The 25,737-nt window shown below is 42.3% G+C and carries 22 protein-coding genes and 5 tRNA genes; 11 read left to right on the top strand and 16 right to left on the bottom strand.

Annotated elements, in window-relative coordinates; genetic code table 11:
• Positions 1–67 precede the first annotated feature (67 nt).
• Genes pspF through H3302_RS05155 form a run of 6 tightly spaced genes read left to right on the top strand, consistent with a single transcriptional unit; the run spans position 68 to position 6,434 of the window.
• Positions 68–1,141: a phage shock protein operon transcriptional activator gene (gene pspF, locus H3302_RS05180; RefSeq protein WP_036969799.1), complete on the top strand. Its 1,074-nt coding sequence runs from the start codon at positions 68–70 to the stop codon at positions 1,139–1,141.
• Positions 1,142–1,156: 15 nt separating this feature from the next.
• On the top strand, positions 1,157–2,764 hold the full coding sequence (locus tag H3302_RS05175; RefSeq protein WP_036969802.1) for an ABC transporter substrate-binding protein: 1,608 nt from the start codon (positions 1,157–1,159) through the stop codon (positions 2,762–2,764).
• The gene (locus tag H3302_RS05170; RefSeq protein ID WP_036969807.1) at positions 2,764–3,798 is read left to right on the top strand and encodes an ABC transporter permease subunit; all 1,035 of its coding nucleotides are present in this window, start codon (positions 2,764–2,766) and stop codon (positions 3,796–3,798) included. The genes H3302_RS05175 and H3302_RS05170 overlap by 1 nt, the downstream gene beginning before the upstream one ends.
• Complete coding sequence (locus H3302_RS05165) at positions 3,785–4,678, top strand: ABC transporter permease subunit (protein WP_036969812.1); 894 nt, start codon at positions 3,785–3,787, stop codon at positions 4,676–4,678. Before H3302_RS05170 ends, H3302_RS05165 begins: the two co-directional genes overlap by 14 nt.
• Positions 4,679–4,680: 2 nt before the next feature.
• On the top strand, positions 4,681–5,673 hold the full coding sequence (locus H3302_RS05160; protein ID WP_036969815.1) for an oligopeptide/dipeptide ABC transporter ATP-binding protein: 993 nt from the start codon (positions 4,681–4,683) through the stop codon (positions 5,671–5,673).
• Positions 5,673–6,434, top strand: coding sequence for an ATP-binding cassette domain-containing protein (locus tag H3302_RS05155; RefSeq protein ID WP_036969818.1), 762 nt, complete (start codon positions 5,673–5,675; stop codon positions 6,432–6,434). Before H3302_RS05160 ends, H3302_RS05155 begins: the two co-directional genes overlap by 1 nt.
• Before the next feature lie 380 nt (positions 6,435–6,814).
• Here H3302_RS05155 and H3302_RS05150 read toward each other — a convergent pair whose 3' ends face one another.
• From H3302_RS05150 to H3302_RS05095, 12 genes are all read right to left on the bottom strand, one after another.
• Entirely contained in the window at positions 6,815–7,003 is a 189-nt protein-coding gene (locus tag H3302_RS05150; protein ID WP_220469621.1) for a hypothetical protein, read from the bottom strand.
• A 16-nt stretch (positions 7,004–7,019) separates the two neighbouring features.
• Positions 7,020–8,921 carry a peptidylprolyl isomerase gene (gene ppiD / locus H3302_RS05145; RefSeq protein ID WP_182396218.1) on the bottom strand — a complete coding sequence of 634 codons (1,902 nt, stop codon included), beginning with the start codon at positions 8,919–8,921 and terminating at the stop codon, positions 7,020–7,022.
• 159 nt (positions 8,922–9,080) lie between these two features.
• The gene (locus H3302_RS05140; protein ID WP_036971652.1) at positions 9,081–9,353 is read right to left on the bottom strand and encodes an HU family DNA-binding protein; all 273 of its coding nucleotides are present in this window, start codon (positions 9,351–9,353) and stop codon (positions 9,081–9,083) included.
• A 212-nt stretch (positions 9,354–9,565) separates the two neighbouring features.
• Positions 9,566–11,926, bottom strand: a complete 2,361-nt coding sequence (gene lon, locus H3302_RS05135) for an endopeptidase La (RefSeq protein ID WP_036969826.1) — start codon at positions 11,924–11,926, stop codon at positions 9,566–9,568.
• A 143-nt stretch (positions 11,927–12,069) separates the two neighbouring features.
• Positions 12,070–13,353, bottom strand: a complete 1,284-nt coding sequence (gene clpX, locus H3302_RS05130; RefSeq protein WP_036969827.1) for an ATP-dependent protease ATP-binding subunit ClpX — start codon at positions 13,351–13,353, stop codon at positions 12,070–12,072.
• A 135-nt stretch (positions 13,354–13,488) separates the two neighbouring features.
• A complete protein-coding gene (gene clpP / locus H3302_RS05125; RefSeq protein WP_036969828.1) occupies positions 13,489–14,106 on the bottom strand; it encodes an ATP-dependent Clp endopeptidase proteolytic subunit ClpP in 618 nt (205 codons plus the stop codon).
• A 274-nt stretch (positions 14,107–14,380) separates the two neighbouring features.
• Positions 14,381–15,685, bottom strand: coding sequence for a trigger factor (gene tig, locus H3302_RS05120; protein WP_074988630.1), 1,305 nt, complete (start codon positions 15,683–15,685; stop codon positions 14,381–14,383).
• Positions 15,686–16,076: 391 nt separating this feature from the next.
• A tRNA-Pro gene (locus tag H3302_RS05115) sits at positions 16,077–16,153 on the bottom strand.
• Positions 16,154–16,192: 39 nt separating this feature from the next.
• A tRNA-Pro gene (locus H3302_RS05110) sits at positions 16,193–16,269 on the bottom strand.
• Positions 16,270–16,284: 15 nt separating this feature from the next.
• Positions 16,285–16,360: transfer RNA gene (locus H3302_RS05105), tRNA-His, on the bottom strand.
• Between the two features lie 23 nt (positions 16,361–16,383).
• Positions 16,384–16,460, bottom strand: a tRNA-Arg gene (locus H3302_RS05100).
• A 51-nt stretch (positions 16,461–16,511) separates the two neighbouring features.
• Positions 16,512–16,588, bottom strand: a tRNA-Pro gene (locus H3302_RS05095).
• A 340-nt stretch (positions 16,589–16,928) separates the two neighbouring features.
• Here H3302_RS05095 and folD point away from each other — a divergent pair.
• Positions 16,929–17,783: a bifunctional methylenetetrahydrofolate dehydrogenase/methenyltetrahydrofolate cyclohydrolase FolD gene (gene folD / locus H3302_RS05090; RefSeq protein ID WP_036969836.1), complete on the top strand. Its 855-nt coding sequence runs from the start codon at positions 16,929–16,931 to the stop codon at positions 17,781–17,783.
• Between the two features lie 63 nt (positions 17,784–17,846).
• On the opposite strand, the gene H3302_RS05085 is transcribed toward folD, so the two are convergent.
• Together H3302_RS05085 and cysS are read right to left on the bottom strand one after the other, a co-directional pair.
• Positions 17,847–18,716, bottom strand: a complete 870-nt coding sequence (locus H3302_RS05085; RefSeq protein WP_118844123.1) for a DMT family transporter — start codon at positions 18,714–18,716, stop codon at positions 17,847–17,849.
• A 147-nt stretch (positions 18,717–18,863) separates the two neighbouring features.
• Positions 18,864–20,243, bottom strand: a complete 1,380-nt coding sequence (gene cysS, locus H3302_RS05080) for a cysteine--tRNA ligase (RefSeq protein ID WP_182396217.1) — start codon at positions 20,241–20,243, stop codon at positions 18,864–18,866.
• A 176-nt stretch (positions 20,244–20,419) separates the two neighbouring features.
• On the opposite strand from cysS, the gene H3302_RS05075 reads away from it, so the two are divergent.
• From H3302_RS05075 to H3302_RS05065, 3 genes are read left to right on the top strand one after another with little or no spacing between them, the layout of a single operon-like run.
• The gene (locus H3302_RS05075; RefSeq protein WP_036969841.1) at positions 20,420–20,911 is read left to right on the top strand and encodes a peptidylprolyl isomerase; all 492 of its coding nucleotides are present in this window, start codon (positions 20,420–20,422) and stop codon (positions 20,909–20,911) included.
• A gap of 53 nt (positions 20,912–20,964) precedes the next feature.
• Positions 20,965–21,702 (top strand): UDP-2,3-diacylglucosamine diphosphatase, encoded by a 738-nt coding sequence (locus tag H3302_RS05070; protein WP_182396216.1) that lies wholly within the window; start codon positions 20,965–20,967, stop codon positions 21,700–21,702.
• A gap of 49 nt (positions 21,703–21,751) precedes the next feature.
• On the top strand, positions 21,752–22,543 hold the full coding sequence (locus tag H3302_RS05065) for an ABC transporter substrate-binding protein (RefSeq protein ID WP_182396215.1): 792 nt from the start codon (positions 21,752–21,754) through the stop codon (positions 22,541–22,543).
• Here the strand turns inward: H3302_RS05065 and miaE are convergent.
• Positions 22,540–23,298, bottom strand: coding sequence for a tRNA isopentenyl-2-thiomethyl-A-37 hydroxylase MiaE (gene miaE, locus H3302_RS05060; RefSeq protein WP_036971653.1), 759 nt, complete (start codon positions 23,296–23,298; stop codon positions 22,540–22,542). The two genes, H3302_RS05065 and miaE, sit on opposite strands and share 4 nt — an antisense overlap.
• Positions 23,299–23,529: 231 nt before the next feature.
• Here miaE and H3302_RS05055 point away from each other — a divergent pair, with 231 nt between their 5' ends.
• Positions 23,530–24,129: a Yip1 family protein gene (locus H3302_RS05055; RefSeq protein ID WP_036969848.1), complete on the top strand. Its 600-nt coding sequence runs from the start codon at positions 23,530–23,532 to the stop codon at positions 24,127–24,129.
• Between the two features lie 78 nt (positions 24,130–24,207).
• On the opposite strand, the gene purF is transcribed toward H3302_RS05055, so the two are convergent.
• A complete protein-coding gene (gene purF / locus H3302_RS05050; RefSeq protein ID WP_065978800.1) occupies positions 24,208–25,734 on the bottom strand; it encodes an amidophosphoribosyltransferase in 1,527 nt (508 codons plus the stop codon).
• Positions 25,735–25,737: the final 3 nt, after the last annotated feature.

Here is a 25,737-nt window from a genome sequence, read left to right as displayed (position 1 = left end):
TTTCTTTAGTTCTCTCAGATAATGAAATACACTAGATCTTAGTAAAAATGACTAAGAGTTAGGGAATATGAGCCAATTTCGCCAACAGGATAATTTACTCGGCCAATCTGACAGCTTTTTAAGCGTGCTGGATCAAGTATCACAGCTGGCTAGTTTAGATAAACCAGTGCTTATTATTGGTGAACGCGGTACAGGTAAAGAACTGATTGCAGCGCGTTTACATTTTTTATCGAAACGCTGGGAACAGAACTATATCAAGCTCAACTGTGCGGCGCTTAACGAGAACCTACTCGAAAGTGAATTATTTGGCCATGAAAGCGGGGCTTTTACCGGAGCAAGTAAACGCCATGAAGGTCGCTTTGAACGCGCCAACAGTGGCACGCTGTTTTTAGATGAATTAGCCAACACCTCAGCGATGGTGCAAGAAAAACTGTTACGCGTTATTGAATATGGTGAGTTTGAGCGTGTCGGCGGTAAGCAAACCGTTAAAGTAGATACTCGCCTTGTTTGCGCAACAAATGAAGACCTACCAAGTCTTGCAGAGCAAGGTGAGTTTAGAAGCGACCTACTTGATCGTCTCGCTTTTGATGTTATTACCCTGCCCCCGCTTCGTGAACGCCAAGAAGATATTATGTTACTTGCAGAACAGTTTGCGATTAATATGGCGCGTGATCTTGAGTGGGAGCTATTTAGTGGCTTTACTCGCAGCGCTACCGAAACACTGCAGTCATACGACTGGCCGGGTAATATTCGTGAATTAAAAAATGTTGTTGAACGAAGTTTGTATCGTCACGGCAATGAACATATTCCCGTTCACCAGATTATTTTAGACCCATTTGCCAGCAAATTCAGACCTAAGCAACGTATTAAAGGCAGTAGTAACAGTGCACCAATTGCACATATAGAACATGCGGTTACACCCCCTTCACAGGCGCAAGAGTCAGTATCACTAAGCAAACCTGAAATTCAGTTTCCTTGTAACTTGAAACAACTTTCCAATGACTTTGAAATTGATGTCATAAAAAAAGCATTGGAACACAGTCAATTTAATCAAAAGAAAACTGCAGAACAGCTCGAATTAACGTATCATCAATTACGTGGCTATTTGAAAAAATACAATTTATTAGACCAGCAGCAATAGTTAGAGGCTAATCAGGTGTATAAACCGTTACTTGCTTTGTCTTTGGTATGCTTAGTAGGCTGCCTAGATAGCGAAGAAAAAACCACTGAACAAAAAAATCAGGGCTTAGTGTATTGCGCTGAGGCTAACCCGGTGTCGTTTAATCCACAAGTAACGACCACGGGCTCAACCATTGATATTATTGCTAATCAGCTTTATGACCGCCTATTGAGTATCGACCCTGTGTCTGCTGAATTTCAGGCGGAACTTGCCACCGATTGGAAAATCAGTCCAGACGGCAAGTCCATCACTTTTACTTTACGAAAAGGGGTGAAGTTTCATACTACCAAGTACTTTACACCGAGCCGTGATTTTAATGCCGATGACGTCATTTTTACCTTTAGTCGCTTATTTGATGTATACAATCCCTATCATTTTGTGGGTGATGCCAATTACCCGTATTTTCAAAGTGTCGGTATTGATCAATTAATTCGCCGCATTGTGCGTGTTTCTGACTACCAGGTGCGCTTTGAACTTTATAATGCAGAAAGCAGCTTTTTAGCGAATCTTGCAACTGATTTTGCCGTGGTGCTATCAAAAGAATACGCCATGCAATTAAAAGAGCGAAAGCAAGAAAACCTCTTTGACCAGTACCCCGTTGGCACGGGCCCTTATGTGTACAGAGAATACCGTCGCGATCGCTTAATTCGCTATTACCGTAATCCTGATTATTGGAAACACCCTGTGGTGCTTGAGCAATTGGTTTACGACATAACGCCAAATGGCACCACCCGAGTTGCCAAAATGCTGACCAAAGAATGCGATGTAACCGCTCACCCTAGCAGCGCACAATTAAGTATTTTAGCTGAACGAGACGATATTAACGTTCAAAAAGAGCAAAACCTTAATATTGGTTATTGGGCATTTAATACTGAGCGTCCACCGTTTGATGATATTCGTGTGCGCCAAGCACTGGCCAGCGCGATTGATGTCGACAAAATCATGCAAGCAGTTTACTACGGTAATGGTATTAAGGCACAATCGTTACTGCCCCCTGCCTCTTGGGCTTTTGAAGCACAAAAAGCGATGCCTGAATTCAATCCTGAACTTGCGAAAACACTGCTTGCAGAGGCCGGCTATAAAAATGGCTTTGATATGAATATCTGGGCCATGCCAGTCAGCCGAATTTATAACCCAAATGCCCGTAAAATGGCGGAGCTGATGCAAAGTGATCTGCGCAAAATCGGGGTTAACGTGAGTATTGTGGAATACGAATGGAATACCTTTTTACAACGCGTTGGTGAACACCGCCACGATAGCGTGTTACTCGGCTGGGCAGCCGATACGCCCGACCCCGACAACTTTATGAGCCCATTGCTAAGTTGCACAGCAACTTTTAGTGGTAAAAATCCGGCAAACTGGTGTAACCCTGAATTTGATTTATTACTCACTCAAGCGCTCGACACCACCGATTTAGAAAAACGGAAGCAATTTTACAATCAAGCTCAGCGCATTATTGTACAAGAGTTGCCGATTCTGCCAATTGCCCACGGCATGCGTTTTCAAGCATCTAGCAGCGATGTGAAAGGGATAAGTTTAAGCCCGTTTGGCGGTATTTCACTGGCTAACGCGAGGAAAGAATAATGATACTTGATTATATTCTTCGCCGCTTAGCGCTGTTAATGTTTATGATGCTGACATTAAGTATTTTTACTTTTTCGTTAAGCTATTTATTCCCCGGTGATGCCTTAACCAATTTAAGTGGTATTACTAACAGCACTTTTTCGCAAACCAGCGTGCTTGAAGAAAAGTTCCACTTTACTGAAAATTATGCCGTTCAATACTTCGCGTTTTTAGAGCGCATCGTCCAAGGAGATTGGGGGGTATCTTTCGCCTCTGGTGAAAGTGTATTTCAACATATTGTTGACCTATTTCCTGCCACACTCGAGCTGAGTACCTATGCGCTAATCGTGTCAGTGGTCGTCGGCGTGCCAAGCGGTATTTTAGCCGCAGCTTATTACAGACGTTGGCCCGATAAATTCATTAACTCAGGCACACTCATTGGCTATTCAATGCCCGTATTTTGGTTAGCACTGCTGTTAATAATGGTGTTTTCACTGCAGTTAGGCTGGTTTCCGATGTCGGGCCGTATGGGGTTACTTTACGAGATTGAACCTGTCACTGGGTTCATTTTGATAGATATCATTGCGGGAGACTTTCCGTATCATGGCATGGCTTTTGTGGATGCATTGCACCACCTAACATTGCCAACTATCGTTTTGGCTATGTACCCAACAACCGTGTTGGTGCGCTTTACGCGCGATTCAATGCTCAAAGTGCTTGATCAAAGTTACATTAAAACAGCACGTGCTAAAGGGTTAAACCGCGCCCAGCTCATTATTCATCATGCCCTTAGAAATGCGTTATTGCCTGTGATAAAGCAAATCGGCTTACAATTTAGTACGCTGATCACCCTTGCGATGATCACCGAGGTCATTTTCTCATGGCCCGGCATAGGCCGATGGTTAATTGACAGTATTTATCAACGCGATTACCCCGCTATTCAAGGCGGCTTATTGGCTGTGTCTATGTTCGTAATTTTAGCAACGATTGTCGCAGAGCTCACTTACACTCTATTCGACCCACTCTCGCGGAACCAAGCTCATGGCAAAGTTTAATTTATTCTCTGAAGAGTCGAATAAATCGCCGTTGGCGCGATTTTGGCGTAAATTTAAAACCAACCACCCTGCACTTGTTGGCTTATGGTTATTTATTGCCTTTGCTTTACTGGCTGCATCAGCCCCTTTACTTGCCCCTTATGGCGTAAACCAGCAGCACAGCGATGCGTTATTATTGCCGCCGTCATGGCATGATGCCGGTGATGTTCGGTTTCTATTAGGCACCGATGATTTAGGTCGCGATGTGTTGTCGCGATTAATGAATGGCGCAACTTACACATTTGGCTTATCTGTTGTAGCAGCCCTTATCACCACGGTTATTGGGGTTTTGGTAGGCACTTTTGCGGGCATTAGTCGTGGTATTCGTTCAAGCTTTTTAAATCACTTACTCGACATTACCTTGTCGATTCCCTCGTTACTTTTAGCCATAATTATTATCGCGATTCTTGGTCCTGGCTTAATGAACACCGTGTGGGCAATTATCCTTGCTCTACTGCCACAGTTTATTCACTCTGTTCGAAACCTGATTGTTGAAGAGCTCAATAAAGATTATATCACCGCCTTTAAACTAGATGGTGCGTCTAACTGGCACATATTAGCCCGAGGAATTTTCCCGAATATCTACGAACATATTGTGGTTATATTCACAATGGCACTTTCTACAGCAATATTAGATATCTCAGCACTGGGCTTTTTAAAGCTCGGTGCACAGCCGCCAACCACTGAATGGGGGGCGATTTTGGCCGAAAACCTTGGTTTAATTTACCTTGCCCCTTGGACTGTGGGTTTACCCGGCGTATTATTATTTTTAGCTGTGCTGTCTACCAATTTGGTGGGTGATGGTTTACGCCAAGTGCTCAAAGAACGTAAGGCCGACTAGTTATGCAATTACTCGATATTCGCAATCTCACGATAGAGTTACGCACCTCTGATACGGTAATTCGTGCGGTTGATAAAGTGAGCCTAACCCTTAAAGAAGGTGAGGTTCATGCGCTGGTTGGTGAGTCAGGCTCTGGCAAAAGCTTAATTGCGAAAGCCATTGTTGGGGTGTTGAATAAGCGCTGGCATATCACTGCTGACAGAATGCACTGGCGCGGTGTTGACTTAATGCGTCTATCCAATGAGCAACGCCGTAAATTAGTTGGTCAAGATATTGCTATGATTTACCAAGATCCAAGCCGCTGTTTGGACCCCACAGCAAAAATATTTGATCAAATTGCCGAAACCTTACCCGTTGAAGCAACCAGTGGCTTTTTCTTAAAACGAAATCGCCAACGTAAAGACCGCGTAAAAGCACTTATTCATAAAGTGGGAATTAAAGATCACAAAAAAGTGCTCGACAGCTATCCTCATGAGCTTTCAGAAGGTATCTGCCAAAAAGTGATGATAGCGATGGCGATTGCTCGTACTCCTAAATTACTTATCGCCGATGAACCAACCACAGCCCTTGAGAGCACGACTCGTGCACAAGTTTTTAGATTATTAAAAAGTTTGAACCTGTTAAAAAACATGTCAATTTTAATGATCTCTCATGAGCTTGAAGAGATCATAGACTGGTCGCATGGGATGCATGTTTTATACTGCGGACAAATGGTTGAAGCAGGCCCTACAAGCCGCATATTTAGTCAGCCACACCACCCTTATACACAAGCATTATTAAAGAGCTTACCTGACTACGAGCAAGGTTTGGCACATAAAGAGCCCTTTTATGCGCTCAAAGGCACGATTCCAACCTTGCAACATTTGCCGATAGGTTGCCGACTTGGCCCCCGTTGCCCACAAGCACAAAAAGCGTGTGTGGTAACGCCTAAATTGACGAAACATCATGGTCATAGTTATGCGTGTCACTTCCCATTAATTAAGGCGATGAAATAATGCAACCTCTGCTAAAAGTGCAAGCCCTATCGAAAAGTTTTAATTTGCGTGCAGGACTCTTTTCACGCAAGCGTTTTACGGTGCTGAAAGACATTTCATTTTGTTTAGGCCAAGGAGAAACTATCGCCATTATTGGTGAAACAGGCTCAGGTAAAAGCACCCTTGCAAAACTATTAGCAGGTGCAGACAACGCAGATAAAGGGCAAATTTTACTCGATGGTAATATCATTGAAAATGATGGGCTTCGCGATAATGACTGTCGTCATATTCGCCTTATATTCCAAGATTCTGAAGCCTCACTCAACCCCGGCCTCACTATTGGTGACATGCTAAACGACTGCTTACAATATAATACTGATCTAGACAAAGCCGCTCGCGAAGAGAAAATTAAACAAACGTTAGCAAAAGTCGGGCTCTTGTTAGACCATCGTCATTATTACCCGCATATGTTCAGTAGTGGTCAATTGCAACGTATAGCGCTTGCACGCGCTTTAATTCTAGATCCTAAGGTTGTGGTGCTTGATGAGGCTTTATCGTCGCTAGACCCCTCTGTGCGTGCTCAAACGGTAAACTTATTACTACGTTTACAAAAAGAAACGGGCCTTAGCTATGTCCTGATCACTCACCATTTAAGTTTAGTGCGCCATATTAGCGATCAACTTGTGGTGCTTGATCACGGCGAGATTGTCGAATACGGCCAAACTGAAACGATTTTCCAAAACCCGCAATCATCCGTAACACAGAAATTGCTGAGTTGTTGATTTACCTTAACGCTTTACGCTTAATTCGGCGTTAAAACGCCTCCTACACTCGGCACGATTCAAATCGAGGTAGGAATGGCGTGAGCCATGAAGAAGTTGCTATTCGGCGTTAAAACGCCTCCTGCACGATTTCAAATCGGGGTAGGAATGGCGTGAGCCATGAAGAAGTTGCTATTCAGCGTTAAAACGCCTCCTACACTCGGCACGATTCAAATCGAGGTAGGAATGGCGTGAGCCATGAAGAAGTTGCTATTCGGCGTTAAAACGCCTCCTACACTCGGCACGATTTCAAATCGAGGTAGGAATGGCTTTAGCCATGAATGCAGCATTCGCTAATGCACTTTGGTATAAAGAAAGCGCGCAATCTTGGCCCATCAAGGCTAAGTAACAGCACAAGCCTCATCTGAGCGACACTTCGACTCTATCACCGTGACTGGGGGTGTTGAAGTGACAATAAAATGAAGCGCTTCAGAGCCTTGATTACTTAATTGATGAACTTTGCCTGCGCTGAGATGTAAACCATTGGTATTTTTAAACGACAAAAAAGGCGCCATAAGGCGCCTCTTCATTTAGCTAACTAATAGCTTACTCTGAAGGTTGAGCAGCTTTAGGTACTTTTACATCAGCTTGCGCTTTGAGTGCAGCAATAAATACCATATAGTTTTTATTTACTTGCGCCATTGTGATGTTTTGTTTTTGTTGCTCATTAATATCACTGCTTTGAGCTTCATTCACCGCTTTAAGCGCAACAATCGCAGAGTCACCATTATTTAAATCAACAACATCTGTCACGGGTGCACCTTGTGGGTGTGCCATTCTAAATGCCTGTTGAACAATAGCGGGTGAAACGGTGTACGCTTGACGTGCTAACGCCGCTTCTTGGCGAACTTCTAAGCCTTCAGCTTCCGCAATATCACTTAAGCTTTTACCTGCTTCAATATCTGCATACAGAGTACGTGCTTTATCTTTAGCAAGTTCAGATGCTTTCTGCGCAACTAACGTCGCTTTGATTTGCTCTGAAACATCTGCAAGTGGCTTCGTCGTTGCTGGTTTGTGATCATTCACTCGAACAACAACAGCATGCTCATCACCCACTTCAATCACTTCTGAGTTCATGCGATCTTCTAACACTTCTGGAGAGAAAATTGCCGCAATAACTTGTGGGTTGTTAAGTGGCTCTGGTAATGCGTTACGCGTTACTAGCTCTGTTTTTTGAACTTCAACACCTGCCGCTTCTGCTGCATCGTTTAATGTGTCAGAGATTTCAAACGCTAATTCACCCATTTCTGTTTGCTTCTCATAGAAAGCATTCACTTTCTTAGAACGCTCCAGCTCAGCACGTAGCTCGCCTTTTACGTCAGCATAAGGTTTTACTTGCTGTGTTTGAATATCTGTCAGCTTGATGATGTGATAACCAAACTCAGATTCTACAACATCAGAAATGTCACCTTTGTTTGCAAGTGCATATGTTGCCTCTTCAAACGCAGGGTCCATCATGTCGCGTTCTATCCAATCAAGATCACCGCCCATCTCAGCACTCACGACATCGTCTGATGACGACTCAGCAAGCTGAGCAAAGTCTGCACCATTTTTAAGTTGTGCAAGTAACTCTTCTGCTTTCGCTTTTGCAGCATCATCGTCTTCACTATTATCAATTAAGATATGTGAAACACGGCGTTTTTCTGGCTCAATATATTGCGCACTATTTTGATCGTAATACGCTTTTACATCTTCTTCTGACACGCTTGAATCTAGGCTCAGATTCGCCGCATTTAAATCAATGTAGCTCACTGATACTTGCTCAGGTGCTAAAAACTTCGGTTGATTTAGGTCATAGTAATCAGCAATTTCTTGTTCGCTTACTTCAACGCCTTCTTGTAACGACTCTTTAGTAACAACAAGGTAATCGATACTGCGCGTTTGTTGTTGAAGTGCAACACTGTTGTTTAATTCGTTTTCTAATACGAAATCAGTTCCTGCAACAGCACCCACAAGTTGGCTACGCGTCATATCTTCACGTAGATACTCTCTAAAAGTATCTGGTTGAAAGTTCATTTGACGAAGCACTTGTAGATAGCGGTCGTTATTAAACTGGCCACCCACTTGGAAGTAAGGCATTTCTAAAATAGCTTTACGAACACTTTCGTCACTAACACGAAGACCTAATTCTGCCGCTAGTTGAGTTTGCAATTCTTGTTGTACTAAACGGTCAATTACGCCTTGGCGGATTTGTGCCATGTAATTTGGATCGGCTGCGATTTGCGCAAAATATTCACCAAATTGTTGCTCTAAACGATTACGCTCATTTTGATAAGCACGGCTGAATTCGGTTTGGCTAATTTTAACACCATTTACTTCTGCAACGGGTTGCTCTGTGGTTTGTCCTAAATAACCACCGATCCCAGCTAAAGCAAAAGATAAAATCACCGCGCCTAAAATAATTTTGGCTGCAGGTCCCTGCGAACCTTCTCTGATTTTCTCAAGCATTTATCTATCTCTATTCTGATCAGGTACAAATTAACCCTGCTCATGTAAAAAAAGCGTATCTTACCAGATACGCTTTTTCACTTGAAGTAACTGGTGCTAAGTTACCTAATTCAATTTAAGTGTGATTAGGTATCTCTCACCTTACTAATCTTTTATTGATTAGTTTACTGCGTCTTTCAGCGCTTTACCTGCTTTGAAAGAAGGAATGTTTGCTGCTGCAATCTGGATAGCTTCACCAGTTTGTGGGTTACGACCTGAACGCGCTGCACGCTCACGTACTGAGAAAGTACCAAAGCCAACTAGCGCCACTGAATCGCCATCTTTAAGAGCGCCTGAAACAGCCTCGATGAATGAATCTAGTGCACGACCAGCAGCCGCTTTAGAAATGTCAGCATCAGCTGCGATTTGATCGATTAATTGAGATTTATTCACAATATCATCCTCTTTCATTGTTATTATCAAGAGCGATTGTTTTTTTAATTAACATCACTGTTTTGAAAATTTATGAGCAAGTTAAGTTTATGCTCAGGTTATTATATTTTTCTCAACCCTAGGCCACATAAGGCCTAGGCTTGAAAACTAGTGCTTAACTTATCATACCCTTTGTATTTGAAAAGCCCCTAAAAGCACTTTTTTGCTGTTTTTTACTGGTTTTTTTCAGTTTCGACTGAAAAACTCTCTACTGGGTGCTTCAAAGCTATCTTTAAAACGTCATCAATCCATGTAACTGGGTGAATTTCAAGACCCTCTAAAACGTTATCAGGGATCTCTTTTAAGTCACGTTCGTTAATTTTTGGAATAATAACGGTTTTAATACCGCCACGGTGGGCAGCTAAAAGTTTCTCTTTTAAGCCACCAATTGGAAGTACTTCACCACGTAAAGTGATTTCACCCGTCATGGCAACATCAGAACGTACCGGGTTACCCGTTAAGCTCGATACTAAACCTGTCACCATGGCAATACCCGCACTTGGGCCATCTTTGGGTGTTGCACCTTCAGGCACGTGGACATGTATGTCACGTTTTTCGTAAAAGTCACTATTGATACGCAATTTATCCGCGCGATTACGCACCACAGTCATTGCTGCTTGAATTGACTCTTGCATCACATCGCCCAGCGATCCCGTGTACGTTAGTTTGCCTTTACCAGGCACTGCGGCTGACTCAATCGTTAATAAGTCACCCCCTACTTCAGTCCACGCTAAACCCGTTACTTGGCCTATACGATCGCCATCTTCTGCTTTACCGTAATCAAAGCGCTGCACACCTAAGAATTCTTCTAGGTTGTCTTCGTCAATGGTGACTTTCTTAATGTCTTTATTAAGCAAAATATTTTTCACTGCTTTACGACACAGCTTAGACACTTCACGTTCAAGATTACGCACACCAGCTTCGCGGGTGTAGTAGCGAATAATGCCAATGATGGCGCTATCTTCAATCTCAACTTCGCTATCTTTAAGACCATTACGCTTAACTTGCTTTGGAATTAAATGCTGCTTGGCAATATTTAGCTTCTCATCTTCGGTGTAGCCCGATAAACGAATTACTTCCATACGGTCTAATAATGGACCCGGAATATTAAAGCTATTTGATGTAGCAACAAACATTACATCAGATAAATCGTAATCGACTTCTAAATAGTGATCAGCAAAATGGCTGTTTTGTTCTGGGTCTAATACCTCAAGCAATGCTGAGGCTGGGTCACCACGCATATCAGAAGACATCTTGTCGATTTCGTCTAATAAGAACAGTGGGTTTTTAACCCCAACTTTGGTCATGTTCTGAATCAACTTACCTGGCATTGAACCAATGTAAGTACGACGATGACCACGTATTTCAGCTTCATCACGTACGCCACCTAAAGCCATACGAACATATTTACGACCCGTAGAGCGCGCAATAGACTGTCCTAGTGATGTTTTACCCACACCCGGTGGACCAACTAGGCACAAAATTGGGCCTTTTAATTTATTAGTACGCTGTTGTACTGCAAGATACTCAATAATACGTTCTTTAACTTTGTCTAAACCGTAATGATCGGTATCAAGAATTTTTTGCGCACCCGCTAAGTCTTTTTTCACTTTAGAGCGTTTTTTCCATGGCACATTGATAAGCGTATCAATATATGAGCGAACCACGGTGGCTTCTGCCGACATAGGCGACATCATTTTCAGCTTCGCAAGTTCAGCACTTGCTTTCTCTTGCGCTTCTTTTGGCATGCCCGATTCTTCGATACGCTTTTTAATTGCTTCGAATTCATCTGGTACATCATCCAGCTCGCCAAGCTCTTTTTGAATCGCTTTCATTTGCTCGTTGAGGTAGTACTCACGCTGCGATTTTTCCATCTGCTTTTTAACGCGAGTACGAATTTTCTTCTCAACTTGCAGTAAGTCTATCTCACCTTCCATCAAGGCCATTAAGTACTCAAGACGTTCTGTTACATTAGAAATCTCAAGTACTTTTTGTTTTTCTGGCACTTTAAGTGGCATATGCGCTGCCATCGTATCTGCTAAACGTGCAGCCTCATCGATTCCCGACACAGAAGTAAGTACTTCAGGTGGGATTTTCTTATTGAGTTTCACATAGCCTTCAAATTGGCTAATAGCGCTACGAATAAAGATATCTTGCTCTTGCTCATCAATGTGGCTTGATTCAATGAACTGCGCCTCAGCAACGAAGAAATCATCGTTATCTAAAAACGTTTCGACGCTCGCACGCTGCGTGCCTTCTACAAGCACTTTAACGGTGCCATCAGGTAGCTTTAATAACTGAAGTACTGTGGCTATGGTACCAACACGGTAGATATCATCTTGTTGCGGATCATCAACAGAGGCGTCTTTTTGCGCCACTAGGAAAATTTGTTTGTCTTTGTCCATCGCCGCTTCTAAGCATTTTATTGATTTTTCACGACCAACAAATAGCGGGATCACCATGTGCGGGTATACCACTACATCGCGCAGTGCCAACACGGGGATTTCAACTCGATCTGTTCTCTCAAGCGTCATTATATTCTCTTCGCACTTCATTTATTTTAAAGATTACTCAAGTATATGGGGATATGTAAGGGAAAGTTCAACATATTTATAAAAAAAGGAGCCATTGGCTCCTTTTTTATGTTTAACCGCTTAAATTTTGAACTATTTCAAATTTATTCAGATGCCGCTTTGTCTTGATTACCACTTTGGTAAATCAAAATTGGGTCTGACTCACCTTTAATAACCGTTTCGTCAATTACCACTTTGCTTACATCATCCATCGAAGGAAGTTCATACATGGTATCAAGTAATACACCTTCTACGATTGAACGTAAGCCACGTGCACCTGTTTTACGCTCCATTGCTTTGTGCGCAATCGCTGATAAAGCATCTTCACGGAACTCAAGCTCAACGTCTTCCATTGCGAACAATGCAGAGAACTGTTTAGTTAAAGCATTTTTAGGTTCACTTAGAATTTGAATCAGTGCGGCTTCATCCAGCTCTGTTAACGTTGCAACAACCGGTAGACGACCAATGAACTCAGGAATTAAACCGTACTTCACCAGATCTTCAGGCTCAACATCTTTAAATGTCTCACTTAAGCTGCGGCTGCCAGATGATTGTTTAACTTCAGCACCAAAGCCAATACCCGTATTTTTGTGACTACGCTGCTCAATCACTTTATCTAGGCCTGCGAATGCACCCCCACAGATAAATAAAATTTTCGACGTATCAACTTGTAAAAACTCTTGCTGCGGATGCTTACGACCGCCTTGCGGTGGTACAGAGGCAACCGTGCCTTCAATCAGTTTTAAAAGTGCTTGTTGTACACCTTCGCCTGATACATCGCGGGTGATTGATGGGTTGTCTGATTTACGAGAAATCTTGTCAATTTCATCAATATAAACAATACCACGTTGCGCTTTTTCGACGTCGTAATCACATTTTTGCAGTAATTTTTGAATAATATTTTCGACGTCTTCACCCACATAACCGGCTTCGGTTAGTGTTGTGGCATCAGCCATAGTGAATGGCACATCAAGTAAACGAGCCATCGTTTCTGCAAGCAATGTTTTACCACTACCTGTAGGACCAATTAACAAGATATTACTTTTACCAAGTTCAATATCAGCGTTGATGGTTTGATTACGAAGACGTTTATAGTGATTGTATACCGCAACCGACAGTACTTTTTTCGCGTGGTCTTGGCCAATCACATAATCATCTAAGTGATTACGAATTTCTTTCGGCACAGGCAGTTTATCAGACGCGCTATGTTTCGGCGCAATGTCTTTGATCTCTTCCCTGATTATATCGTTACACAGCTCAACACATTCATCACAAATGTATACTGAAGGGCCTGCAATTAATTTGCGAACTTCATGCTGGCTTTTGCCACAAAAAGAGCAGTATAACAATTTATTACTTTTGTCGCCGTCTGTAGGAGTGTCAGACATTCAGCTACCTCATTTTTTACGTTGGCAGCAGCACGCAACTGCTGCTAATTCACTATGGTTAACTATATCAAAGAATATAAGTTTTCGCATAGTAAAGGGTGATAGCTAATAATACGATATCATTAGCTATTCAGATTACTTTGTTTCGCGACTAGAAAATACTGAATCAACGAGACCGTATTCAACCGCTTCGCTTGCACTCATAAAGTTGTCACGGTCGGTATCGCGTGATACCACGTCTAACGGCTGACCCGTATGCTCAGCCATCAAGCGATTTAGTTTATCTTTAATTGATAAAATTTCACGGGCATGAATTTCGAAATCAGACGCCTGACCTTGGAAACCACCAAGTGGTTGGTGAATCATCACACGCGAGTTAGGTAAACAAAAACGTTTGCCTTTAGCGCCACCTGATAGCAAGAAGGCTCCCATGCTCGCCGCTTGACCAACACAAATAGTACTGACATCTGGCTTAATGAAATTCATTGTATCGTAAATCGCCATGCCTGCAGTGACCGAGCCACCTGGCGAGTTGATATAAAGATAAATATCTTTTTCTGGATTTTCTGACTCTAAAAACAGCATTTGCGCAAGAATCAAGTTTGCCATGTTATCTTCAACTTGGCCTGTTAAGAAAATAATGCGCTCTTTTAAAAGACGTGAGTAAATATCATATGAGCGCTCACCCTTTGCTGTTTGCTCAACAACCATAGGGACTAATGCGTTTAGAGGGTCTATCATACCGCTGTTCATTCTTATTTAATTCCTTATCCGCTGCGACTCATCCTTACTATAAGGAAAGCACATTTATACTAATGTTAATTTACGCGTATTTTCAATCTATTTAAGTATATGCGAACACAAAGATGTATTTTCAATCCTTTATGTTTAATGTTGCGCATTAACATAAGTATTGTTGGTTTTGGTGAAACTGGCCACCACAAACTAAAATGGCCCGAGTACGCTGTATAAATACAGTGTAACACGAGCCATTTAATCGCTAGCGAGAGCTTAAGTCAATGACTTATTAGGCACCTTGCTGTGGATTCATGATGTCGTCGAATGCTTTTTCAACGTCAGTCACGTTTGCTTTAGCTAGGATAGCTTCAACTGCTTGCTCTTCCATCGCTACGTTGCGCATTTGCTGCATTAGTTGATCATTTGCTTTGTAGTATTCTACTACTTCAGTTGGATCTTCGTATGCAGAAGCCACTGTTGCAATTAACTCTTCAACTTTTGCGTCATCAACTTTAAGCTCGTTCGCTTTAATCACTTCACCTAGTAATAGGCCAGTTTTAACGCGAGTTACAGCTTGCTCGTGGAATAACTCAGCTGGAAGCTCAGGCATGTTTTGAGCGTTGCCGCCAAAACGTTGTGCCGCTTGTTGACGTAGAGCATCAATTTCTTGATCTACTAGTGCTTTTGGCACGTCGATTTCGTTGTTCGCTAAAAGACCTTTGATAGCTTGGTCTTTCACGTTAGCTTTAACCGCTTGGTCAAGCTCACGTGACATGTTTTTCTTAACTTCTTCTTTCAGTGCATCAACGCCGCCTTCAGCAACACCGAATTTAGTTGCGAACTCTTCGTTAAGCTCAGGAAGCTCTTGAGTTTCAACTTTCTTCACAGTAATAGTGAAAGAAGCCGCTTTACCTTTTAGGTTTTCAGCGTGATATTCTTCAGGGAATGTTACTTCAGCAACAACTTCTTCGCCCGCTTTTTTGCCAACGATGTTGTCTTCGAAACCTGGGATCATACGACCTTGACCAAGTTCTAGAGGGAAGTCTTCAGCTTTACCGCCTTCAAACTCTTCACCATCGATAGAACCAACGAAGTCGATAGTTACACGATCTTTTTCACCTGCAGCAGCGTCAACTTCAGTCCACGATGCGTGTTGCTTACGTAACGTTTCTAGCATGTTAGCTAGGTCTTCGTCAGTAACAGAAACAGCTGGTTTTTCAACGTTAATTTTATCTAGACCTTGAATTTCAACTTCAGGGTACACTTCAAACGTTGCATCGAATTCTAAATCTTTACCTGCTTCTAACGCTTTTGGTGCGAAAGTTGGTGCACCCGCTGGGTTGATTTTTTCAGAAACGATTGCTTCGATGTAGTTGCGTTGCATTAATTCGCCCGCAACTTCTTGACGTACTGCAGCACCGTAACGTTTGTTGATGATAGACGCTGGAACTTTACCAGGACGGAAACCATCGATACGCTGGGTTTTAGACAGTTGTTGTAAGCGTTTTTTTACTTCAGTCTCAACGTTCTCTGCAGGAACGGTGATGGTCAGACGGCGCTCAAGGCCTTGAGTCGTCTCAACAGAAACTTGCATGATTTACCTCAATCTTCAATTTTGGCGACTGTTCGCCTTCCTTACAAACAAGGTGATCTCCATGAGTGATAGCAAGTTTTAACGCTGAAAAATTCAACTTAAAACGGCGCATTGTAACCATGAGATACCATTGCTGCTCTGCCCCTATGGGCACTATGTTAAACAATAGACGCGGCATTATAACCTAATATTTTTGATAGTCGAGTCTAGGGGGCAATTATTTGGTCTATATAGCGGCAATCAGCGTTTAAACGAACAAAAAACGAACGTAAAATTATCAGCAAAGTAAGGTGATTAATTAAATCAGAATGTTTAAAAAGGGAATGACTAAGCGGTATTAGTTTAGCGCATGAAACGCTCAGATTACCAAGATGAATATACTAGTAGAAAGTGGTCGGCGATGCAGGATTTGAACCTGCGACCCCTTGGACCCAAACCAAGTGCGCTACCAAACTGCGCTAATCGCCGATATAAAGAGAAGTTTTGAAAATACAACCACAATGAAAGTGGTCGGCGATGCAGGATTTGAACCTGCGACCCCTTGGACCCAAACCAAGTGCGCTACCAAACTGCGCTAATCGCCGATACTGTGTGTAAATTGGGGTGACTGATGGGGCTCGAACCCACGACAACCGGAATCACAATCCGGGGCTCTACCAACTGAGCTACAATCACCACGGCATTTACATATTTTCAAATGGCGCACCCGGAAGGATTCGAACCTTCGACCAACGCCTTAGAAGGGCGTTGCTCTATCCAGCTGAGCTACGGGCGCATCGAAAACTTCAAAAGTTTGCCTGTAAGCAACCGCTTCTTAAAGAAGAAGTGGTCGGCGATGCAGGATTTGAACCTGCGACCCCTTGGACCCAAACCAAGTGCGCTACCAAACTGCGCTAATCGCCGATGCTTACTATTGTTTGCGAGTGACCTCGTTAACAACGGGGTGCATAATAGTGATTTGGCCGAGTCAGGTCAAACATTTTTTTAAGAAAATAATTCAATCGGTCACTTTTAGTTCATAATGGTTAAATATTGCAAATATAAGCTAAAATTTGAACTCTTTTTTATAAATAGACGCTTTATATCATATTGCATCTTGGCGCTATGCAGGTTTTCTGCGAAAATACGCAGCATAATAAAATATGATCAAACAAACGTGTTTGTTATATCCATGCCCCTTATTCGGATGATCATATTTTGATGTATCAGTATCAAGTTAACTAACCCCAATGAAAGGTCACCCATGACGGCAAACATCATCGATGGTAAGGCAATAGCTAAACAAGTACGCAGTAATGTGGCAGAACGAGTTGCAGCGCGTGTTGCAAACGGTTTACGTGCTCCAGGACTCGCAGTCGTGTTAGTTGGTCAAGATCCAGCAAGCCAAGTATATGTAGGTTCAAAACGCAAAGCCTGTGAAGAAGTCGGCTTTGTTTCTAAATCTTACGACTTACCTGGCGACACGACAGAGCAAGACTTACTCGCATTAATTGATCAACTTAATGAAGACAAAGAAGTAGACGGCATTTTAGTTCAACTTCCTTTGCCGCAAGGTCTTGATGCAGAGAAGATTCTTGAACGTATTACCCCTCATAAAGATGTTGATGGTTTCCATCCTTATAACATTGGCCGTTTAGCACAGCGTATGCCAGCACTTCGCCCATGTACACCTAAAGGGATTATTACCCTACTCGACTCTACGGGTGTGCGTTACAAAGGCATGCATGCGGTTGTGGTTGGTGCATCGAACATTGTTGGTCGTCCTATGTCACTTGAGTTACTGCTTGCCGGTTGTACAACAACGGTGTGTCATAAATTCACGCAAGATTTAGAAACTCATGTGCGTCGTGCAGACTTATTGGTGGTGGCTGTAGGTAAACCAGAATTTATTCCTGGTGACTGGGTTAAAGAAGGCGCTATCGTCATTGATGTAGGTATTAACCGCCTTGAATCTGGCAAACTTGTGGGTGATGTTCAATATGATATTGCCGAACAAAAAGCGCACTTCATCACGCCTGTACCAGGTGGTGTCGGCCCGATGACTGTTGCAAGCCTCATTGAGAACACCCTTGAAGCATGTGAAAAATATCACAGCTAATAATGATTGATTGTAAAAAGGGTTGCCACATGGCAACCCTTTTTTGTTGTGAAACGAATACGTTTACACGCGTTTAAGTTTTAGCATTTGCGGCAACACCGAAAAAATAATCATCGTAAACATAATCAAATACTGCCATGGTTGGTATTGCTCATTTAATAAAATAATTGCACAGATGATCCCTGCAATTGGATTCGCAATCGTGCCAAACGAAAATTCAGCCACACTCATACGCCCAAGTAACCACACATATAAAATATAGGCAATCGCTGTATTGGGCACAATAAGCCAAAATAATGCACTGTATTGTAGCGTTGAAATAGGCTCAAAAACGCTGTAGTAATTTGTTGGATTAATGAAGCTGCCGTCTATAACCGCAGCGAGTAATAAAATAGTACCGCCAATAATTAACTGCCATGTAAGCACCACCCACCAATGAATACTGACTGATAAGGTTTGTACAAGGGTACTGCCAATCACAATCGTCAGTAATGCCCCCAATAAAGCACCGACACCCAGAGCATTTAAAGCGACATAAGCGGGGTCGAACAATAACCATGCAAGCACGACTAATACGGCTGCACTAATAGCTTGAGGCTTTGCAGGTCGCTGTCCTTTTGCTATCCATGCATATAAAAGTGCGACCACGGGGACCGACACCATGCCAACACCAGCAATTGCTGCAGGAAGATTAATCGCCATAATAAAGATAAACGCAAAAAACAGGGCGATGTTTATAGCGCCTAAAACGAGTAAGCTGGGCCATTGACGCGCGCGAGGAAAGCTTGGTTTTATTAATAATAAAAGTAACCCTGCGGGTAATGCGCGTAACGCACCTAATAATAACGGCGGCCAATCAGGGGTCGCATATTTTGTCACCGCATAAGTTGTACCCCATAAAAAAGCGGGGATCATGGCAAGAAAAATATTCAATGTAAGTCCTTGTAAATGCACAATAGCGATAAAATAAAACCTCAACCTTTATTGAGGTCAATACTTAAAAATAAAAAACTAAAAACAAAAAACAAAAAAGGCTGCCAATATGGCAACCTTTTGTCGGTTTCAATTTTAGCTTCGTGTTTACGCTTTACGCCACGTTGTTTTTCCAGCAGAGTCTTCAAGCACCACACCTAACGCATTTAGCGCATCACGTGCTTCATCAGCAGCGGCCCAATCTTTGTTAGCGCGGGCTTCATTACGTTGCATGATTAAGGCCTCAATCTGTGCTACTTCGTCATCGTCTTGACCGCCTTGCAGGAAGGCTTCTGGGTCTTGCTGCGCAACACCTAATACTTCGGCAATACTACGAAGCACAAAAGCTAATTTTCCAGCTTGCTCTGCATCGCTGTCTTTCACACGGTTAAGCTCTTTTGCTAATTCAAATAACACAGGTAATGCTTCAGGTGTATTGAAGTCATCGTCCATTGCTTTTCTGAATTTTATAACGTATTCATTGTCGGCTAATTCACACTCAATAGGCGTTACACCGCGTAATGCCGTGTAAATGCGCTCTAATGATGAACGTGCTTGCTCAAGGTTCTCTTGCGAGTAATTAAGTTGGCTGCGGTAATGACCCGAAATTAAGAAATAACGAACCGACTCAGCATCGTACTCTGTTAGTACGTCACGTACGGTAAAGAAGTTGTTTAATGACTTAGACATCTTCTCTTTATTTACCTGCACCATGCCTGTGTGGATCCAGGTATTTACGTACTTACCATTGTTTGCACAGCATGATTGAGCAATTTCGTTTTCGTGGTGTGGGAACTGTAAATCTGATCCTCCCCCATGAATATCAAAATGCTCACCTAAATGTTTAGAGCTCATTGCCGAACACTCAATATGCCAACCAGGACGACCCTCACCCCATGGCGATGACCACGAAGGCTCACCTGGCTTGGCTCTTTTCCAAAGTACGAAATCAAGCGGATCTTGCTTATCTTGCGCAACTTCAACACGCGAACCCGCTTGCAACATAGTTAAGTCTTGCTGTGAAAGTGCACCGTATTGCTCAAATGTAGATACATCAAACAATACATCGCCGTCAGCTGCTACGTAAGCATGACCTTTCGCTATTAAACGCTCAACCATGGCGATGATTTCATCCATGTGGTTGGTTACCGTTGGCTCAACATCAGGACGAAGCATGTTTAAACTATCAAAGTCTTCGTGCATCGCTTTAGTCATACGGACTGTTAAGTCATTTATAGACTCACCGTTTTCATGAGCACGCTTGATTATTTTGTCATCAACGTCCGTAATATTGCGGACATATTTTAAGTCGTAACCAATGTGGCGCAGGTAACGGACAATAACGTCGAAGCCAACAAAAGTACGCGCATGTCCAATGTGACAGTAATCATAAATAGTGATACCACACACATACATGTCGATTTTGCCATCAACAAGGGGTTTAAACTGTTCTTTTTGTCGTGTAAGTGTGTTGTAAATTTGTACCATTTATAAAATGTCCTTAACGGTGTTTCGAGATTCTCTATGGTAACACTTGCAAAGCCACTGCTCTAGCGCTTTATCAATTGAACAAGCACTTTGTTAATCTTCTCAACAAGCACTTTGTTAATCTTAGCTAAGTGCTATAAAATAACGGCATTATTAAACCAGATATAGGAAACCTCATGGTTGTTCTACACACAAACTTTGGTGATATCACCATCAAAATGCACGAAAGCGATGCACCAAACACTGTTAAAAACTTTTTAGAGTATGCAAACGCAGGCTTTTACAACGGTACTATTTTCCACCGTGTAATTGATGGTTTCATGGTTCAAGGTGGTGGTTTTGAGCCAGGTATGGTTCAAAAAGAAGTTAATAACCCTATTCAAAATGAAGCAAACAATGGCCTAGCAAACAAAGTTGGTACATTAGCCATGGCACGTACGCCTGATCCACACTCAGCGACTGCACAGTTCTTCATTAACGTGAACGACAATGATTTCTTAAACTTCAGCAGCGAAACCTCACAAGGTTGGGGCTATTGTGTATTTGCAGAAGTAGTTGAAGGTATGGACATCGTAAACAAAATCAAAGGTGTTGCGACTGGCAGCGCAGGCTTCCACCAAGACGTACCACTTGAAGATGTAATTATCGAAAAAGTAACTGTTAGCTAAGCTAACGGTGAGTCTTTATAAGCGGGCTTAAGCCCGCTTTTTTGCGAGTGACTATGAAACAGAGCTATTTTATTGCCGACCTCCATTTAACAGAAAACCGCCCTGATATCACTGCGGCATTTTTTGATTTTCTTGATGAGAAGATTATTAATGATGACGTAGATGCGTTATATATTCTGGGTGATTTTTTTGAAGTTTGGGTTGGTGATGACTATCAAACGACACTTTCAGAACGTGTCGCTGCACACTTAAGACAAGCAGCTGAAAGTGGTACTGAGCTTTTTTTCATACACGGCAATCGAGACTTTATTATGCGTGACGGCTATGCCAACAGCGCCAATATGACGTTGCTGCCTGAACAGGTTGTTATTGATTTATATGGCACGCCGACGGTGCTACTGCATGGCGATGAAATGTGTACTCAAGATATTGAATATCAGAAGTTTCGTAAAAAAAGTCGTGGTTGGTGGTGGCCTAAGCTCATGTTAGCGATGCCACTATGGTACAGAAAGAAAATTGCCCGTAACGCCCGCGAAAAGTCAAAACAAAGCCAAGCAGGTAAAGCACTCGAAATTCTTGATGTAACCGAAGAAGCTGTACTTGCCATGTTCAAAAAGCACCACGTTGCCAATATGATCCACGGTCATACACACCGCCCAAATGTTCATCAATACACTGTTAATGGTAAAACGTTAATTCGTACTGTGTTAGGTGACTGGTATGAACAAGGCTCATATTTAAGAGTAACCCCCAACAATCAAGAACTCGTCCACACCCCCTTTAAATCGTAAGAATTTTAGCTATGCTTGAACAGAGTCTCCGTTTAAAGCGTGCCGTTTTATGATTACACGATTAACATGCCTGTGCTGCTTACTAGTTTGCTTTACACTCAATAGCCAAACTTGGCGGTTAGTCACAGAGCCTTTCCCACCTTTTCTAATCGATAATAGTGAAAAACCGGGTTGGGTTCATGAGGTGGTTATTGCCGCTTTAAAAAGTCAAAATAAAAAAGCCGTCATTGAATATACACAGTGGGCTCGGGCACTTAAATTAGCCAAACGACATAAGCACATTGCTGTTCTAGGTGCTTTTTACTCAGAAGAGCGAGCCAAAGTATTTTATTATTCAAAACCTCTCGGCTTTGCCCATGTTGTCTTGTTTAAGCGCCAAGATGCCGTAATTCGTTACAATGGCTCTGTTGATTCTCTGAAACCTTATACCATTAGTATGGGGGAAGATTATGTGAGTAGTGAAGAATTTACGAACAACACAACATTAGGTGTTACAACCACACGTGATTTAGTTGAAAGCCTTTACTTGCTTCAGCAAGAACGGGTTGACCTCGTAGCAGGTACGCAAGAAGTGGCTGAATACTGGCTCGCACATAATAGTAAATTACAAAACAGCGATGTGGTTGTTACCGCGTTAAACCCCAATCTTGCAACGCATCAACTCTATATCATTTCAGCTAAAAGCCATCCTCAATCAATTGAATTTCAAAACGAATTAGAAAAAGGCTTGGTCGAAATAATTAACAATGGCCAAGCAGAAATAATCCTTAATCGTTATCAACTAAGTGACAAAGAAAAACAAGCCTTCTACTCACCATTTCTTCGCACTGAGATGCCTTAAGCAGGCACCCCACTGTGAAATTTAAAATCGTCATCAGGCGTTGAAATTAACTCAGCTTCAATGTGCGCAAAAAATTCGACACGCTCGCTGATATCGAACTCACTGATCTCTTGCGCAAGTGTTAAATAGTCTTGGTAATGACGCGCTTCTGAGCGCAGCAATGAAATATAAAAATCACCTAAGCGTTTATCAACATGCGGCGCTAATTTAGCAAAACGCTCACACGAGCGTGCTTCAATGTAGGCACCAATAATTAACTTATCAACTAAGGCATCTGGCTCGTAAGTTTTTACGTGGCGCAGCATCCCTTTGGCATAACGACATGGGGTAATACTTTTATACTCAATGCCATATTCATCCATAATCTCAAGCACTTGATAAAAATGATGCAGCTCTTCTTTAATCAGCATCACCATTTTATCAATGAGATCTTGCCCATAAGGTGAATCCGACTTTGGGATCATCGACTTAGTCAGCTTGTTTTTATCTGCAAGCTCACGCCAATCGCCGTCGCGCTTATAAATAAGTGTTTCAAAGGGCTTTAACCACTCAAGTAACGCATCCGCACTTTCTTTATCAACCGCATACTTACGAATTAAAAACATCGCACTCTGTGCCGCTTTTAATTCACAAATTAAGTGATCGATTAATACGATATCTAAGTTTTCTTTTTTGGTTGCCGCAACAATCCACTCATCGGGTGTTTCGCATTGCAAAAATGACTGTATCGGGGCTAATAATGCAGAGTAAGGCACTGATTCTATTCTCATCGTCAAACAAGCGTGCATTTTACCACATAAATATCGTTTCACTCCATGACCCAAATCAGGGCAAAAGTAATTTCTTATATGCACTAAAGAGTTACATCTTAACTGAGTATTCGATTATTTCAGCTTCTTGACAAGATTTAATAAGTGAACCATAACTTAATCAAAGCTGTACAAAAATAAAACAGCTCATATTCCTTTTTTACAGGGGCAACAATTATGATTCTAAACCATCTATGGGGCTTATATGCTCATCCACTCGAAGAGTGGCAAACCATTGATAACCGGCATGAAAGCTTGCGTTACAGCTTATCACATATCTTACTTATCGCGTGTATCCCCTCTATTATGGGGTATTACTCTTCAGTTCATTTGGGTTGGAGCATTGGCTCAGGTGAGGCAGTCTTTTTGACCCATGATAGTGCATTGCTTATCGCGGTTGCGATGTATTTTGCACTAATAGTAGGCGTATTTGCGCTGGCCTACCTTGCGCATTGGATGGCCGTTACGTTTGGTGCAAAACCGACCTTTACACAAACTTTGGAACTTGCTGCGTATACGGCAACACCGGTGTTTATGTCATCGCTTGCTGCATTTCTACCCGAGCTGTGGTTTGTCGTGTGTGTAGGCTTGGTCGCGCTTGCTTACTCGGTATATTTACTCTACACAGGGGTGCCCATTTTAATGCATATCCCTGAGGAGCGAGGTTTTATTTATGCCAGTTCAGTGGTCACATGCGGACTGATTTTATTGGTTATTATTTTAGCTGCAACCGCTATTTTGTGGACTAACGGCATTGTCCATCCTATGTTTACCTAACGAGAATTAAATCCTTTCTTTCCACAAACAAAAAAGGAGCTCGCAAGCTCCTTTTTTATTATTCAAGCGAGTTGCTAATTAATCAGCACCATTCTCTTCTTGATTGTGTAACTCTAAACCTGACGACATTGCATTTTCACGCGTTGATTTCGCTGAATCATTACGTAAGCGGTCAATGCGGTTTAAATAATCCTGATCAATATCACCCGTAATATACTGACCATCAAATACCGATGTTTCAAAACGTGTGATTTCAGGGTTCTCTTGGCTTACTGCCGAGATTAAGTCATCAAGTGACTGATAGATTAGGCCATCTGCACCAATACTTGCATTAATGTCTTCTACTTCACGGCCATGCGCAATCAGCTCAGCAGCCGAAGGCATGTCAATACCGTACACGTTCGGGAAGCGTATTTCAGGCGCTGCTGAAGCAAAGTATACATTTTTAGCACCTGACTCACGTGCCATCTCAACGATTTGCGCTGAGGTAGTACCACGTACAATTGAATCATCTACAAGCAGTACATTCTTACCTTTGAACTCACGGTCAATCGCATTTAATTTCTGGCGAACTGACTTTTTACGCATTTCTTGGCCAGGCATGATAAATGTACGGCCAATATAACGGTTTTTAACGAAACCTTGGCGGTATGGCAAGTTAAGTACAGAAGCAATTTCCAGTGCGACATCACATGATGTTTCAGGAATAGGGATCACAACGTCAATGTCTTTATCGGCCCATTCACGTGCAATTTTTTCACCGAGCTTGGTACCCATGTTGACACGCGTTGCATACACTGACATACGGTCAATGTTTGAATCAGGGCGTGCAAAGTAAACAAACTCAAAAATACAAGGCGAGTAACTCGTTTTTTCAGCACAAGGTTGAGAGAAAAGCTGACCGTCTTCAGTCACATAAATCGCTTCGCCTGGCGCAACATCACGTACAAACTCAAAACCGTCTGTTTTTAATGCGACGCTTTCTGATGCAAACATATATTCTGTGCCGTTTGCCGTTTCACGCTTACCAAATACTAACGGACGAATACCATTCGGGTCACGAAAAGCAACAATACCGTGGCCGATGATCATTGCAATTGTTGCATAGCCACCATTTACTTTATTGATTACTTCAGTGACAGCATCAAAAATGTCTTGTGCTTCAAGCTTTAATTTATTTGGCTTACTTAACTCATGCGCCATGATATTAAGTAAGATTTCAGAGTCTGATGTTGTATTAACATGACGGCGAGCTTCTGAAAATAATTGCTGCTTTAATGCTTCTGCATTTGTTAAGTTACCATTGTGCGCAAGTGCAATACCAAATGGCGAGTTAACATAGAAAGGTTGCGCTTCAGACGAGCTAGATGAACCAGCTGTCGGGTAGCGAACATGGCCAATACCAATCGTTCCTTGTAGACGCTTCATATGACGGGTATGAAATACATCTTTAACTAGGCCATTGGCTTTACGTAAGCTAAACGTGTTGTTTTCAATGGTAATGATGCCAGCTGCATCTTGACCGCGGTGTTGCAAAACAGTTAAGCCATCATATATCGCCTGATTAACAGGAGAAGTTCCGACTATGCCAACGATACCACACATTAA

It is taken from the genome of Pseudoalteromonas sp. MT33b (assembly GCF_014117385.1).
Classification (GTDB): domain Bacteria; phylum Pseudomonadota; class Gammaproteobacteria; order Enterobacterales; family Alteromonadaceae; genus Pseudoalteromonas; species Pseudoalteromonas lipolytica.
The sequence above is the reverse complement of the archived record's forward strand: the minus strand, read 5'-3'. Positions and strand labels throughout refer to the sequence as shown.